11 protein-coding genes are annotated in these 14,532 nt (G+C 56.4%); 6 read left to right on the plus strand and 5 right to left on the minus strand.

Annotated elements, in window-relative coordinates; all coding sequences use genetic code 11:
* Position 1: 1 nt before the first annotated feature.
* Both dut and hisS read right to left on the minus strand, forming a co-directional pair.
* Entirely contained in the window at positions 2-433 is a 432-nt protein-coding gene (gene dut / locus AABZ39_10225) for a dUTP diphosphatase (protein ID MEK6795144.1), read from the minus strand.
* On the minus strand, positions 430-1,677 hold the full coding sequence (gene hisS / locus AABZ39_10230) for a histidine--tRNA ligase (protein MEK6795145.1): 1,248 nt from the start codon (positions 1,675-1,677) through the stop codon (positions 430-432). The genes dut and hisS overlap by 4 nt, the downstream gene beginning before the upstream one ends.
* 112 nt (positions 1,678-1,789) lie before the next feature.
* Here hisS and AABZ39_10235 point away from each other — a divergent pair, with 112 nt between their 5' ends.
* The 3 genes from AABZ39_10235 (at position 1,790) to AABZ39_10245 (ending at position 4,670) form a co-directional block, all read left to right on the plus strand.
* Positions 1,790-2,050, plus strand: coding sequence for a family 16 glycosylhydrolase (locus AABZ39_10235; GenBank protein ID MEK6795146.1), 261 nt, complete (start codon positions 1,790-1,792; stop codon positions 2,048-2,050).
* 176 nt (positions 2,051-2,226) lie between these two features.
* Positions 2,227-4,269: an excinuclease ABC subunit UvrB gene (gene uvrB / locus AABZ39_10240; GenBank protein ID MEK6795147.1), complete on the plus strand. Its 2,043-nt coding sequence runs from the start codon at positions 2,227-2,229 to the stop codon at positions 4,267-4,269.
* Complete coding sequence (locus AABZ39_10245; protein MEK6795148.1) at positions 4,266-4,670, plus strand: hypothetical protein; 405 nt, start codon at positions 4,266-4,268, stop codon at positions 4,668-4,670. The genes uvrB and AABZ39_10245 overlap by 4 nt, the downstream gene beginning before the upstream one ends.
* A 1-nt stretch (position 4,671) precedes the next feature.
* On the opposite strand, the gene AABZ39_10250 is transcribed toward AABZ39_10245, so the two are convergent.
* On the minus strand, positions 4,672-5,556 hold the full coding sequence (locus AABZ39_10250) for a DUF4412 domain-containing protein (protein ID MEK6795149.1): 885 nt from the start codon (positions 5,554-5,556) through the stop codon (positions 4,672-4,674).
* A gap of 189 nt (positions 5,557-5,745) precedes the next feature.
* On the opposite strand from AABZ39_10250, the gene AABZ39_10255 reads away from it, so the two are divergent.
* From AABZ39_10255 to AABZ39_10265, 3 genes are read left to right on the plus strand one after another with little or no spacing between them, the layout of a single operon-like run.
* Positions 5,746-8,097 carry a hypothetical protein gene (locus AABZ39_10255; GenBank protein ID MEK6795150.1) on the plus strand — a complete coding sequence of 784 codons (2,352 nt, stop codon included), beginning with the start codon at positions 5,746-5,748 and terminating at the stop codon, positions 8,095-8,097.
* Positions 8,094-10,445 carry a hypothetical protein gene (locus AABZ39_10260; GenBank protein ID MEK6795151.1) on the plus strand — a complete coding sequence of 784 codons (2,352 nt, stop codon included), beginning with the start codon at positions 8,094-8,096 and terminating at the stop codon, positions 10,443-10,445. Before AABZ39_10255 ends, AABZ39_10260 begins: the two co-directional genes overlap by 4 nt.
* 13 nt (positions 10,446-10,458) lie before the next feature.
* Positions 10,459-11,520 carry a metallophosphoesterase gene (locus tag AABZ39_10265; protein MEK6795152.1) on the plus strand — a complete coding sequence of 354 codons (1,062 nt, stop codon included), beginning with the start codon at positions 10,459-10,461 and terminating at the stop codon, positions 11,518-11,520.
* 39 nt (positions 11,521-11,559) lie between these two features.
* Here AABZ39_10265 and AABZ39_10270 read toward each other — a convergent pair whose 3' ends face one another.
* Together AABZ39_10270 and AABZ39_10275 are read right to left on the minus strand one after the other, a co-directional pair.
* On the minus strand, positions 11,560-12,990 hold the full coding sequence (locus AABZ39_10270) for an NADH-quinone oxidoreductase subunit N (GenBank protein ID MEK6795153.1): 1,431 nt from the start codon (positions 12,988-12,990) through the stop codon (positions 11,560-11,562).
* Positions 12,991-13,001: 11 nt separating this feature from the next.
* Entirely contained in the window at positions 13,002-14,525 is a 1,524-nt protein-coding gene (locus AABZ39_10275; protein ID MEK6795154.1) for an NADH-quinone oxidoreductase subunit M, read from the minus strand.
* Positions 14,526-14,532: the final 7 nt, after the last annotated feature.

The raw sequence follows: 14,532 nt of genomic DNA on the forward strand, positions 1-14,532 counted from the left end.
CTTACACCCCGGTATGTCCGAAACCGCCGCTTCCCCGCGCCGTTTCGTTCACCGATCCAGCGTTCGCAAGCTCGACACGCTCGACGCGTGCGAACACCATCTGCGCGATGCGGTCGCCCGGTTTGACGGTGAACGGCTCTGCTTTCGTGTTCGCCAGTATCACCTTAATCTCACCGCGATAATCCGCATCGATGGTGCCCGGGGAATTAAGACAGAACACGCCCTCTTTCAGGGCGAGCCCGCTTCTGCTCCGTATCTGCGCCTCAAAGCCCATCGGCAATTCGATGAAAAGTCCCGTCGGTATCGCTGTCGGTTCTCCTGCCCGCACCGGAACCGGCGCATCGATAGCCGCATAGAGATCGACGCCCGATGAACCCTCGGTCTGGTATTTCGGCAGCGGGTTCTTCGATCGATTGACTATCTTCACTTTCATCCGTTGATCCGTTCTGCGGCTTTATCCAGCGCAACGCGCATCTCTTCACCGCTCGTCATGTTCTTCACCATACATTCGCCGTTCGCCGCTTCCTCGGGACCGAGGATGAGGGCGAACCGCGCGGAAAGTTTATTCGCCGTTTTGAGCTGGCTCTTTATCGACGGGAGATTGAAATCGGCGGTGGCGGAAAGCCCTGCAGCGCGAAGTGCCGAAAGCACGGCGAGCAGTGTGCCGGATGTCTCCTTGAAGGCAACGACGAACACATCGAGCGTTGCCGGCGCCGAAAGCCTTTCCCCGAGCGATAACATGAGCCGTTCCACACCAAGCGCGCTCCCGATGGCGGGTAGCTCTTTGCCGCCGTTGAACTTCGCGATAAGCCCGTCATAGCGCCCGCCGCCGGCCACCGCGTTCTGTGAACCGAGCGACATATCCTGTATCTCAAAGGCCGTCTTCGTATAGTAATCAAGCCCGCGCACGAGACGCTGATCGACCGTGTAGGACACTTTTTCCTTATCGAGCTCGCCGAGCACCTGGGCGAAATGATCGCGGCACTCATCGCACAGGTGTTCGCGCATGGCGGGCGCCTTCGCAAGTATCGGCTGGCACGTTTCCACCTTGCAGTCGAGCATGCGCAGTATGTTCTTCCCATAGCGGTCGCGGCATGTTTCGCAGAGCGAAGGAAGACCGTTCGCGAACGCATGGCGAAGCGCCTCGGTGTATACCGGCATGCATTTCGGACAGCCGACGGAATTGACCTTCACCGTGAGGGATGAGAGCCCGAGCGTACGGAAGAGATCGAGATTGAACAGTATCACTTCCGCATCCACGAGCGGCGACGAAGAGCCGATGACCTCAACGCCGAACTGTCGGAATTCGCGATAGCGCCCCTTCTGCGGGCGTTCGGCACGGTACATGGTGCCGGTGTAGAAAATCTTATTGATACCGCGCTCAGCCTGAAGGTTCGCGGTCACGAACGCGCGTACTATCGATGCCGTGCCCTCAGGGCGAAGCGTGAGCGATCGTCCGCCCCTGTCCTCGAAGGTGAACATCTCCTTGCTGACGATATCCGTTTCCTCTCCTATACCGCGCGTAAAAAGCTCGGTGTGCTCGAACACGGGAACGCATATTTCCTGGAACCCGTATGCCGCAGCTTTCGCGCGGAGGGCATCGTCAAGGCGCTTCAATTTCTCCGCTTCGGCGTAGATGAAGTCATTGGTGCCGCGTACCGGCTGTATCGCTTCCATGCGCTGTCCTTGGGGTGATGCGAAATTATACGCCAAGCGATGGGTTTATGCAATCACGAGCAAAGCAGAATAATACCTGTGCGCAGCGAACGTCGCCGCGGTACCGGGTGTGATGGAAGGGTTCCATACCTACAGCGTCTGGTGGACACCGACGGAGTACATCTTTTACACCGACAATGTCGAGACATGGCGCACCAACGCCGGCGGCATCTGCCAAGTGCCGCTGTATATCATCCTTTCCGACGAGGTGATGAAGAACGGCTGGTGCGGTGATATAGAGAAAGCGGTACTGCCGGATACGATGTTCATCGACTACGTACGCGTATATGATCTTACAGCGCAGCGCGCCCCCTCATCCGATGCCCGTCACTGAACCGTCGGCCGCACGACGCCTTTACGGTCTGAGTTCGGGGGCCCTCAATTCGATACTCTGGCCGCTTCGTCATACGTGATATCCACGGCGGCTTAAGAATGAACAGGTATTTTTTGCGGCTCCGCCCGAATACATGATCATTGACATCCCTCCCGCACCGGCGTATAGTACCCGTCATGCCCTTCAAACTCGTATCCGACTTCGCCCCCGCGGGGGATCAGCCCGAAGCGATAGATGCGCTCACCGCCGGCCTTACCGCGAATAAAAAGCATCAGACGCTTCTCGGTGTCACCGGGAGCGGAAAGACATTCACCATTGCCAACGTCATCGCCCGCGTCAACAGGCCTACACTCGTGCTCTCTCACAACAAAACACTCGCCGCGCAGCTCTATCGCGAGTTCAAGGATTTCTTCCCCGAGAACGCCGTCGAATATTTCGTGTCGTATTACGATTACTATCAGCCCGAAGCGTATGTGCCGTCGAAAGACCTTTACATCGACAAGGACGCGCAGATAAACGACGAGATCGATCGCCTCAGATTGAAAGCGACGACAGCGCTCCTTGAGAGGAAGGATGTGATAATCGTTGCGAGCGTATCATGCATTTACGGTCTCGGTTCACCCGAAGACTACCGCGAGCTCTATGTCGGTGTGGAATCGGGCAGGGATTACGACCGCGACGACATTCTCCGCCAGCTCGTGAAGATACAGTATACGCGAAGCGCATCGTCGCTCGAGCGCGCGCAGTTCCGTGTCATCGGCGATACGATAGAGGTGATGAGCGCATACTCGGATGACATCACGCGCATAGAGATGTTCGGCCCGACGGTGGAGCGCATTACGCGCATCAATCCCGTTACACGCAACCGCATCGACACGCTCGATCGCGCGGTCATCTATCCGGCAAAACATTTCGTCACCACCGGCGAAAAGATCGCACGCGGCCTTACGCTCATCGAATCGGAACTCGCCGCGCGATACGACGAGCTCAAGGCGCAGGGAAAGCTCCTCGAAGCGGAACGCATCATGCAGCGCACGAAATACGATGTCGAGATGCTCCGCGAGATGGGATACTGCTCGGGCATTGAGAACTATTCGCGGCCGCTCTCGGGGCGCAAAGCGGGTGAACGCCCGGCATGTCTCCTCGATTATTTCCCGTCGGATTTCCTCACCGTCATCGACGAATCGCATGTGACGATACCGCAGGTGCGCGGCATGTATTTCGGCGACAGGAGCAGGAAGCAGACCCTCGTCGATTTCGGCTTTCGCCTCCCCTCCGCGCTTGACAACCGCCCGCTCTTTTTTGAAGAATTTGAAAACATCATCCATGAGCGCATGTACGTGAGCGCGACGCCCTCCGAGTATGAGCTGAAGAACAGCGGCACCGTCGTCGAGCAGATAATACGCCCGACAGGGCTTATCGATCCGTCGATAGAGGTCCGCCCGAGCGAGGGGCAGATCGATCATCTCCTGGGCGAGATACACGCGCTCGAAGCGAAGAACGAACGCATGCTCATAACGACGCTCACGAAAAAAATGTCCGAAGACCTCACTAAATATCTTGCCGAGAACGGCGTGAAAGTGCGCTACCTGCATTCCGACATCGAAACGATAGAGCGTGTGGAGATAATTCGCGATCTGCGCAAAGGCGTGTTCTCCGTGCTCGTGGGCATCAATCTCCTCCGCGAAGGCCTCGACATGCCCGAGGTATCCCTCGTTGCGATACTGGACGCCGACAAGGTGGGATTCCTCCGCTCAGGTACTTCGCTCATACAGACCATAGGCCGTGCGGCGCGCAATGTCAACGGCCGCGTCATCATGTACGCTGACCGACAAAGCGATGCGATGGAGATGGCCATTCGCGAAACGGGACGCCGGCGCGAGAAGCAGCTTGCCTACAACAAAGCGAACGGCATTACGCCCAAGACCATCGTTAAGAAGATACAGGATATCGTCGAGCGTGAGGTGGCCGTTGAACGCAACTACGAAGTACATTTCGATTTCCGGCGCTTCGCCTCCGAGCAGGGGCTTGACCCCGACCGCGACAGGAAGCGTTTCCTCGCCGCGCTCGAGGCGGAGATGAAGAAGGCGGCGGACAATCTTGAATTCGAGAAGGCGATAGAACTGCGCGAACGTATCGCAACGTTCTCAGGGAAGTCCAAACGCGGGAAGCGGATAGCGCCGCAGAGGGCGGATGAGGAAGAGAAGGAGTCATTATGAATATACCGACAAAAAAACGATGCCATCCCGCACTGCCGTTCGCCGTTGGCGCATTTCTGCTAATGTTCTCATGCGCATTCGATCCGATGGTGACCTACGGACCCGAAGGGCGTGTTTCCGACGATCGCATACGCGTCATCGGCGTGGGGAGCGCAGGCAGGATAGACAACCGTTCACAGCGGCGCACGATGGCGAGCGAGGCAGCGCTCATCAACGCGAAGGAAAAACTTGCCCGTGTTGTGACCGCGATCATCGCGCCCGAGTCATCCGGCGTCCGCGAGGCAGTGGTGAAGACCGTGCCCGGCGCGCGCATCGTGGCGATGGAATGGTCAGGCGATGATACCTGTTATATTATTTACGACCTCGAAACAAAAGAGCTTGCGAAAATAAAGAAGCGATAACCTATTTAAATAGGTTCTTCATCATCTCTTTCGCGGCTTTCTCCGCCTTCTTCGCATCGTCCTCATCGTCGCCGGCTTTGGCTTTCGACTTCGTCGTGCCTGCGCCGGTGGACGTTCCGGTCGATGCCGGTGCCTTCGTATCAGCGAGCGATGTTTTCTTGTAATCCGCGGGGACGGTGAAGAGATCGTTCCCGAGCGCTTTTGTCGTTATCGATTCTATCGTCATGACCGATGTGTTGACCGTGGTCTTTCCGTCGGATGTGCTCTTCTGCGTCATTATCGTTTTGACGGGGAAGGCGTTCCCGAGCGCCGCCATTTCCCTGGCGACGAGCTTGTCAAGGTCCTTCATCCCGGTCTTCGCCGCCTTGCCGCGATAGGCATCGCCGAATTCACCGACCGATACGTCCTTCGTCGCCCATATCTCCTGCGTCTGTTCGACATGCGATTTGGTGGTCATGAACATTACTTTCATTTCCATGTCGTATGAGCTCGTTATCACGATCTTTTTGCAATTATACCCGGAGACCTTTTCGCCGCCCTCCGCTTTCGAGCTCACTTTCGGGTTCGATACTTTCATTTCCATCATGCCGCCCATCATCTGCCCCATGGCGTCGAGCGGCATTTCCATATAGCTTTTTTCCTTCGTGTCTACGATATACATGGTGTTCTTGTCCGAGCGATAGATGATGTAATCGCCCTTCTCCATCGCGGCCGCCCCGCGCACTTCCGCGAACTCCTCGCGGACATTGCCTTTCTGGGCATACCCGTTCATGACGGTGACGGTCTCTTTGCCGTCGTTCTTCGATGTCATCGTGCCTTTCCAGGTGACCCCGGCGAATGAAACCGCCGCGCAGAGAACGGCGAGTGCGACTGTCCGTACTATCATGGAAAACTCCTTCTATGTACTTGTAACGCAGCGACGACAGTATATGCAACTGCTGTCCGATGTCAACAGCGATATTCGCTTGCCAATAAGCATGGCTCCCTGTATAATCTCGCCGCATTTGTCGGCCGGCATTCCATAGCGGCTTTGCCGCCAGGCTGCGTGCGTCCGTTCATTATCGCGAGGACAACAGTGAACAAAAAGAACATCCCGCTCTATATCGGAGTTTTCGTCATATCCCTCGCTGCGCTCGCGTATGAGGTCGTCGTCAACCGCGTGTTCTCGCTCGTGTTCTGGTACCATTTCGCGTTCATGATAGTATCGATAGCCCTCTTCGGCATCGGCTTGGGTGCGCTCATCGTATTCTTTCTTAACCGCTTTCTCAAAGAAAAGCCGGGCATCGTCCTTGCAGTCGCTTCGCTCCTTCTGGCGATAGCGCTCCCCATAACGCTCATGGCGATAAATGCCATACCGCTCCAGATGGAAAAGATAGCGCTCGAGGCCGTGCAGCGCGGATATTTCATCCGATACTTCCTTCTTCTTGCAGCACCGTTCGTGCTCGCGGGTTTCATCTTTTCCTATCTCTTCACGAATTTCCGCGAGGACATAACGCGCATATATTTCTTCGATCTCGTCGGCGGGGGCATCGGCTGTTTCGCCGCGCTCGCACTGTTCCCGGGACGCGGCCCGTTCATCACATCGATAATACTCGCGATAATGATGATCTGTGCGGCGGGTGCCTTCGCGTTCCGCGACATCAAATGGTATGCGCTCATCATCCCGCCGGTGTTCATCGCGCTTACGCTCATCATCCTCTATCCGATAGCGGCGAAAACGGAGATACGGATAAGCAATGCGAAGCGCTATCTGTGGGGCCTCTCGACGAAACCGGTGTACAGCAATTGGGATAATTTCGGCTACACGGCGGTGCACCCGCGCGAACCGGGGAAGAAAAGCCTTATCGTCACCGGCAATTATTCCACGTATACCTACATGTATGACATGCGCGATGTCGATCTCACGAAGCCCTTCGATATCTCGCGGCGCGGGCTTGAGGGCCATGCCTATCCGTTCGTCATTCACGAGCACGCGGAGAACGTGGGCATTGTCGGCGTGGGCGCGGGCAAGGATATACTCCTGGCGCTTCATCGCGGGGCGAAGAACATATACGGCGCCGAATTCAATCCGACGATATACGATGTGTTCCAGAACCGCTACGCGGAGTACACCGGCGGTCTCGGGAAGCTTTCGAACGTGCATATCGTCTGCGACGAGGGGCGCTTCTTCCTCCGGTCATCGAAACGGAAATACGATATCCTTCTCTTCGATAATGCCATCGCCATTGCGGCGGTGCAGTCCGGCGCGTTCACGCTCGCGGAAGGATATCTCTACACGGTAGAGGCCATCATGGATTACATGGGGAAGCTCACGACCAACGGTGTGCTCTATCTCAGCAACCCCCTCTCGGATGCGGAACGCTTCATAACGATAACGCGCGAGGCGTTCAGGCGCATGGGACGCGAAAAGGAATTCCGGAGCTCGATCGTGACCGCTGAGGACCAGAGCAAGGTGTACCCGCGCTGCAAGATAATGATCAAGAATACGCCGTACACCGCGGCGGAAGTGGCCGCGCTTGAGGCGTTCACCAAGGGCATACGGCAGGTCATGACCTATGCGCCGGGGCGTCCGCCGGCATCATATACGGCACGGCTCATCACGACGAAGAACATCGAGCGTGAATACCTCGCGAGCGAACGGGAGCTTCGCCCGTCTACGGACGACTGGCCGTTCTATTCACAGGCGTTCAAGGACCATGTCAATGCGCGCGATGATATGAAGGCTATGAAGAAAGACACCTATAATTACGGGCCGTTCCTCATGCTCCGGGAAATAGCGCTCTATGTCCTTCTCGGATCGCTCATCTTCCTCATACTGCCGCTCGTGCTGTTCAATCTGAAGGGCTTTACGGCGCTTCCGAACAAAATGGGGAGCATCATCTATTTCGCCTGCGTGGGCATCGGCTTCATGCTCACCGAGATAGTGCTCATGCAGAAGTACATGCTGGTGCTCGGCCATCCGGTGTATTCGTTCTCGGTGGTGCTCGCGTCGCTCCTCATCGCCACCGGCATCGGGAGTTTCGTTTCTGAGCGGATACACAAGCCCTTTATCGCGGTGCTTATCGGGTTCAGCGGCATCGTCGTCATGACCGGGATCGGCCTTCTCTGCATGAAATTCTTCACGGGGAGCATCATCGATCTTGCCTTCTGGCAGCGCTCGGCGATAGTCGCTCTCCTCACGTCGCTCTCCGGCGTGTTCATGGGATTCATGATACCCTCGGGCATTCGCTCCGTATCGAGCGTTGCGGCATCGATACCGTGGCTCTGGTCGATAAACAGCGTATTCTCCACGGTGGCCGGCTTCATCGCCGTCTATGTGTCCATACAGTTCGGCTTCACCGCCGTACTCGTTCTGAGCATGCTCTGCTACGCCATCGGAGTGTTCTTTTTCGTGTTTCGTATATCACCGCGGGAGAATATGCTATGAACGAACCAAGACGCCTCACCGCCGTATACGCCGGTGTGTTCACCGTATCGCTTGCCGTGCTCGCGTACGAAGTGATAATCAACCGCATGTTCGCGCTCATGTTCTGGTATCATTTCGCGTTCATGATAGTGTCGGTGGCGCTCTTCGGCATCGGCGTCGGTTCGCTCCTCGTGTTCTTCCTCAACCGCTTCCTCAAGGAAAAGCCCGGCATCGTTCTCGCGGCGGCCACGCTTCTGCTCGCGGCGATGTTCCCGATAGCGCTCCTCCTCGTGAACGGCATACCCCTCGAAATGGAAATGCTCGGGTCGAAAACGGCGGCGGATGCCCTCGTGCATCGGCAGTACTTCATTCAGTTCTTCATCCTGCTCTCGCTGCCGTTCGTGGTCGCCGGGTTCGTCTTTTCGTATCTCTTCACGAATTTCCGTGAGCGGATAAACCGCATCTATTTCTTCGACCTCGTCGGCGGCGGTCTCGGCGCCCTCGCGGCGCTGCTCCTGTTCCCCAATCGCGGGCCGCTCATGTCCGCGTTCATTCTCGCTGTCGTGCTCATACTCGCCGCGGCGTTCTTTGCCTGGCATGATATCAAATGGCTCGCCTTCATCGTGCCGGCGGCGGCGATACCGCTCCTCTGCGCACTGCTCCTCCCTGTCGTGAACGCGAGCGAGGTGCGCGTGAGCAAGGGGAAGCGCGACCTCAAGCAGTTCGAAGCGAAGAAATTCTCGCGCTGGGATAATTTTGCGTATGTGGCGATGCATGAGCGTTACGGGCATCTCCTTATCACCGCGGATTATTCATGCTATACCGATCTCTTCCGCATACCGAAACGCAATGACTACAGGAAATACAGCGGCGAAGGCCTCATCTTCGATCATTTCTATCCCTATGTGGTCATGTCCAAGCCGTCGAACGTCGGCATCGTCGGCGTGGGCGGCGGCAAGGATGTGCTCATGGCGCTCCATGCCGGTGCGAAGGAGATATACGGTGCGGAGTTCAACGGCACGGTCTTTGATATTTTCGCGAAGGAATACGCTGATTATGTCGGCGGCATCTCGCAGCGTTCCAACGTTCACCTCTCGCGCGACGAGGGGAGATTCTTCATACGTTCATCGCCGAGGGCGTATGATGTCCTCGTATTCGATAATGCGGTGGCGCAGACCGCCGTGTCATCCGGCGCCTTTACTATAGCCGAAAGCTATCTCTACACGGCCGAGGCCTTCGTCGATTATCTCTCGCATCTATCTCCCGGCGGCGTCATCTATTTCAGCAACCCCCTTCCCGACGCCACACGCTTCATCCCAGTCATACGCGAGGCCTTCAGGCGTATGGGGCTCGCCGATGAGGCCGAACGCCTGATATTCGTTTCCGACAACAGGTCGAAGGCGTACCGCAAATGCAAAGTGCTCGTCAAGCGCACGCCGTTCACCGAGAAGGAAGTCGCTGCGCTCGAAGCGTTCGTCGCCTCGATGGGGCATGATGTGCTCCATGCGCCGCGCCGCGAGAACGGGAAGAACGATGTGACGCGGCTGGTGACGACGAAGGACCTTCTGCGCGCGTACGCGACAGCGAAATCCGAGCTTCGCCCGCCGACGGACGACTGGCCGTTCTTCACCCAGCGCGTGAAGCCCGACCAGAAGGAATACACCTGGGAGAACCATGCGGTCAATAATTTCTATCCGGAACCGTTCCTGATGCTCCGCGAAGCGGCGAAAAACGTGCTCATCGGCGCGCTCGTCTTTCTCCTCTTCCCGCTTGTCGTGCTCAATCTCAAGGGGCTTCGCGCGCTCAAGAACAAGGCGGGGAGCATCTTCTATTTCGCAGCGCTCGGTCTTGCGTTCATGTTCGTGGAGATAGTGCTCATGCAGAAATATATGCTCATCCTCGGACATCCCGTGTTCTCGTTCTCGGTGGTGCTGTCAGCGCTCCTCGTCAGTTCCGGCATCGGGAGCCTCGTCTCCGAACGGTTCAGGAACCCGTTCACGGCGATACGCATCGCGGTACTTGCTGTCGCCGTTGCGCTCGGCATATCGTTCGCCGTCATACATTTTTTCTCCGACGGCATCATTCAGCTCGCCTTCCCCATGCGGGTGATCATCGTTGCACTTCTTACGTCTATGGCCGGCGTCTTCATGGGATTCCTCATGCCCTCGGGGATACGCGCGGTTTCCGCCGTTGAGGAATCGATACCATGGCTCTGGTCGATCAACAGCGTGTTCTCCACCGTCGCGGGTTTCGTATCGATATACATCTCGATATTGTACGGCTTTACCGCGGTGCTCGCGGCAAGCGTGGTCATCTATATCCTTGCGGCGGTATTCTTCACGTTCTCGCTCAAGTTCCGCGCGGGATGATCTCCGGGGGCGCATGAAAGACGGTGAAAACATAGAGGTCTTGCAGGAACTTTTCCAGGCATCCCCGAAGCTCGATCTTGAACGCATCGGCCCCGTGGTCGTCATGTCCGATCTCCATCTGGGCAATGGAAAGCGCTCGGACGATTTTCGGTCGAATTCCGAGATCGTATTGTGCTCATTGCAGTTTTATCTGAAACATGGGTACACCCTTGTCCTCAACGGCGATATCGAGGATCTCTACCGATTCGAGGAACGCGATATTCTCCGGACATGGACCGAATTCTATCGGCTGCTTGATTCATTCCACGCGGCCGGAAAACTGTACAAACTTTTCGGCAATCACGATATGGAGCTCAAATACGCAGGGAAATCCGCGTTTCCTCTCGGCGAGAGCCTTCGTTTGAGCCATACCCAGGGGGAGATATTCATATTGCACGGGCATCAGATGACCAAGTACCACCGGACCTATAATCCGATAGCGGCTTTTTTTCTGCGGTATGTGGCGACGCCGCTCGGCATTAAAAGCATCTCGGTCGCAGAGAACAATCCGAAGCGTTTTCAGGTCGAGAAGCACGTGTACGCGTTCGCCCAGCAGGAGCGCATCCTCACTATCATCGGGCATACCCATCGCCCCCTGTTCGAATCGATGTCGAAGATCGATTCGCTGCGCTTTGAGATAGAGATGCTCTGCCGGGAATATCCGAAAATGCCCGAGGAGAAACGGAAAAGGGTCGCCGCTCGAATCACCGCTATCAAACAGGATATGATCGATGCCATGGCGAGACGAAAACAGCGCGGGGAATCGATCGTGAGCCTCTACCATGAGAACATGCTGGTGCCCTGCCTTTTCAATCCGGGTACACCCATCGGCAAACGGGGCAGCACGTGCCTTGAACTCGATGCCGAACGGATTCGCCTCGTCTCCTGGCATCGAGGGGAACCTCTTGAACGGCGGTTTCGCCCCCGCAGGAAAAAAAGGAAGGCCGGCATTGAATTCATGTCCTGTGCCCGGCAGGTGTTGAAAGAAGAAGCGTTGTCCTATATTTTTTCCCGGATAACCCTTCTCGGCGGATAATGCAGAAAAGCGGTTGATGACAGGCACTGCCGTCCGCGATCAGAACAGGAGTCTCGCCGCTTCGGCGGCCACCGCGAGTATCGGCTGCGGATACACCCCGAATGCGAGAATAGCGGCGAAAAGGATCAAGCCGAGTCCCCACGATATCGGTCCGGTCTTCAGTTTCGGCTTGACATCCCCCTCGGACGCATAGGCGATGCGGACTATGTTCAGATAATAGTAAATACCGATGGCGGTGTTGAGCACGGTAAGTATTACGAGCCAGAGAAGTCCTTTCTGGAATGCCGCTGTGAGCACGAGGAATTTCCCCATGAAGCCGACGAACGGCGGTATGCCGGCAAGACCGAACAGCCCCGCTGCGAGGAGCGCCGCAAGGAGCGGGGAGCGTTTTGCAAGACCGGCGATATCGTCTATCGAAACATTCTCGCCGGATACGGACACTTTATCAATGACAAGGAACACCGCGATGGTCATGACGGCATAGCCGGCAAGATAGAATATGGCGAAGGAAAACCCGTCCTGGCCCATGGTCGCCACGCCGACGAGAAGATACCCCGCATGCGCAACACCGGAAAACCCGATGAGTCGTTTTATATCTTTCTGCATTATCGCGGAGAGATTTCCCACGAGCATGGATGCCGCCGCGATGATCGCGATAATCGTCACCATGAGACCGCCGCCGGAGACGGCGAAGGCGCTTACACGGAGGAGTACCGCGAGCGCGCCGAGCTTGGGCACTGCGGCGATGAATGCCGCTGTTTCATTGGATGCGCCTTGATATACATCGGCTATCCAGAAGTGAAAGGGCACCGCCGCCAGTTTGAAGAGCAGCCCCGAGAGTACGAGTCCGACGGCAGCAATGACGATGGGTTCCGGTCCCGCTTCCTTAAGATGTGCCAGTATCGCATACAGTGACGTCGAGCCGGTAAGCCCGAAGAGATAGCTCACGCCGAAGAGCATGATACCCGTCGATGCGATGCCGAACATCACATATTTGACGGCGGCTTCCATATGACTGCGTATATCGCCTGCTTCGCTGCGGAGCGGCACGAGAAGATACATCGTGCAGGAAGCGAGTTCGAGTGCGACGAAAAGCGTAATGAACTCGACGCTGCTCACAAGGAAGAGAAGTCCGATCGTCGATACGGTGTAAAGGAAATACCATTCCGGGCGGACATTATCATCGATGCCGCGGAGACTGCGTCCGAGATAGAGCACGGCAGCGGCAGCGGAGAGTATGATGAACTTCATGAGCTGCGAAAAAATATCGACATGATAGGCATCGTAAAAGAACGATCCATGCGCACGAAGTGTGATCGCAGAGGCGACTGCACCGAGGATGAGTACCACCCGCGTTGTGTTGCGGGCGACGGCATCCTGCCGTTTGCCGAGCGTTGCGATAAAGAGTGCGAGCGCACCGACGGCCAGTATCGCTTCGGGTGCGAGAGGCGTGTATGCCGACAAATTCATGAATGACTCCTTTACCAAGGCAGTAACGCCTTTACGCCCGCGGCAGCTGATGCTGTCTGCACCTGACCAACGAGATGCGCAACGCTTACATGCATCGCATTGAGGAACGGCTTGGGCGCAAGTCCCAGCCAGAACACGAACACAAGCGGTACACTAAGCGTGATGATCTCTCGTACGGAAATATCTTTCAGCGTCGAATGATCCGGATTGGCTGTACCGCCCCATATCGTCTTCTGCAGGAAGCGGAGCATGTACGCCGCGGAAAAAAGCGCACCTGGAATCGCCGCTGCCATCACCCACGGCGAAATGGCGAACGCACCGGTAAGCACAAGGAACTCGCCGACAAAACTGTTCGTCCCGGGAAACGCCATTGCGCTTAAGCCGAAAACGGTGAGAAAGACGATGAACATCGGCATGAATTTTCCGATGCCGGCCATGGCGGAAAGTTCGCGTGTGTGGAGACGCTCATAGACGATGCCCACTGCGAGAAAAAGAGCACCGGTGGTAATACCGTGGTTTATCATTTGAAGTATCGCGCCTTCGAGCCCGTTGACGGAAAGAGCGAATATACCGAGCGTTACGAATCCCATGTGGCCGACGCTCGAATAGGCGACAAGCTTTTTCACATCTGATTGTGCGAATGCGGTAAGCCCGCCGCACATGATCGATATTATCGAAAGGAGAATGAGCCACGGCATGAGCACTGTTGCCGCGAGCGGCGTCATCGGCAGACAGAATCGCAGAAAGCCGTAACCGCCCATCTTGAGGAGAATACCTGCCAATATCACGCTGCCCGCCGTGGGTGCTTCCACGTGTGCGGCAGGGAGCCATGTATGGAACGGGAACATCGGCACCTTGATCGCGAAGGCGAACGCGCAGGCGAGGAAGACCATCAGCTGGAAACTGAAGCCGAACGGCTGACCCATGAGCAACGGTAGGGAGAACGTATGCGGTTCGCTCATGAAATAAAGCGCGATGATGGCCGCGAGGAGCAGAACAGAACCGACGAGCGTGTATATGAAGAACTTTATCGACGCATATATCCTCCGCGGACCGCCCCACACCGCGATGAGAAGGAACATCGGAATGAGCATCGCTTCCCAGAAGAGGTAGAAGAGCACCGCATCGAGCGCACAGAAAACGCCTACCATAGCCATTTCCATGAGAAGGAGGCTCACATGGAATTCCTTCATGCGTTCGGTTATCGAACGCCATGAGGCGAGCACGGCAAGCGGCATGATGAACGTTGTGAGGAGTACGAGGAGCAGACTTATGCCGTCTATGCCGAGCGTATAATTGACATTGATCGCCGGTATCCATGCATGATGCTCGCCGAATTGAAAGAGGGCGGTCGATGCGTCGAAGTCATTCCAGAGCAGGATCGAAAGCGCCGCAGTAACGACCGTTATCGCGAGCGTCCACCAGCGCACTGCGCGTAGAGGGAGCACGAGCGCGATGAGAGCCGCCGCCGCCGGCAGAAAGATGATGATGCTCAGGAGAGGATGGGAGAGATGGTTCAATTTCAGGAATTCCACGACTACA

Source organism: Spirochaetota bacterium (assembly GCA_038043445.1).
Lineage (GTDB): Bacteria > Spirochaetota > Brachyspiria > Brachyspirales > JACRPF01 > JBBTBY01.

What these genes read in the sequence shown, in the direction of transcription:
- AABZ39_10235 (MEK6795146.1), top strand. Translation starts at nt 1,790, where the DNA reads ATGGAAGGGTTCCATACCTACAGCGTCTGGTGGACACCGACGGAGTAC.
- AABZ39_10245 (MEK6795148.1), top strand. Translation starts at nt 4,266, where the DNA reads ATGAATATACCGACAAAAAAACGATGCCATCCCGCACTGCCGTTCGCC.
- AABZ39_10270 (MEK6795153.1), bottom strand. Translation starts at nt 12,990, where the DNA reads ATGAATTTGTCGGCATACACGCCTCTCGCACCCGAAGCGATACTGGCC.
- hisS (MEK6795145.1), bottom strand. Translation starts at nt 1,677, where the DNA reads ATGGAAGCGATACAGCCGGTACGCGGCACCAATGACTTCATCTACGCC.
- uvrB (MEK6795147.1), top strand. Translation starts at nt 2,227, where the DNA reads ATGCCCTTCAAACTCGTATCCGACTTCGCCCCCGCGGGGGATCAGCCC.
- AABZ39_10265 (MEK6795152.1), top strand. Translation starts at nt 10,459, where the DNA reads ATGAAAGACGGTGAAAACATAGAGGTCTTGCAGGAACTTTTCCAGGCA.
- dut (MEK6795144.1), bottom strand. Translation starts at nt 433, where the DNA reads ATGAAAGTGAAGATAGTCAATCGATCGAAGAACCCGCTGCCGAAATAC.
- AABZ39_10260 (MEK6795151.1), top strand. Translation starts at nt 8,094, where the DNA reads ATGAACGAACCAAGACGCCTCACCGCCGTATACGCCGGTGTGTTCACC.
- AABZ39_10250 (MEK6795149.1), bottom strand. Translation starts at nt 5,556, where the DNA reads ATGATAGTACGGACAGTCGCACTCGCCGTTCTCTGCGCGGCGGTTTCA.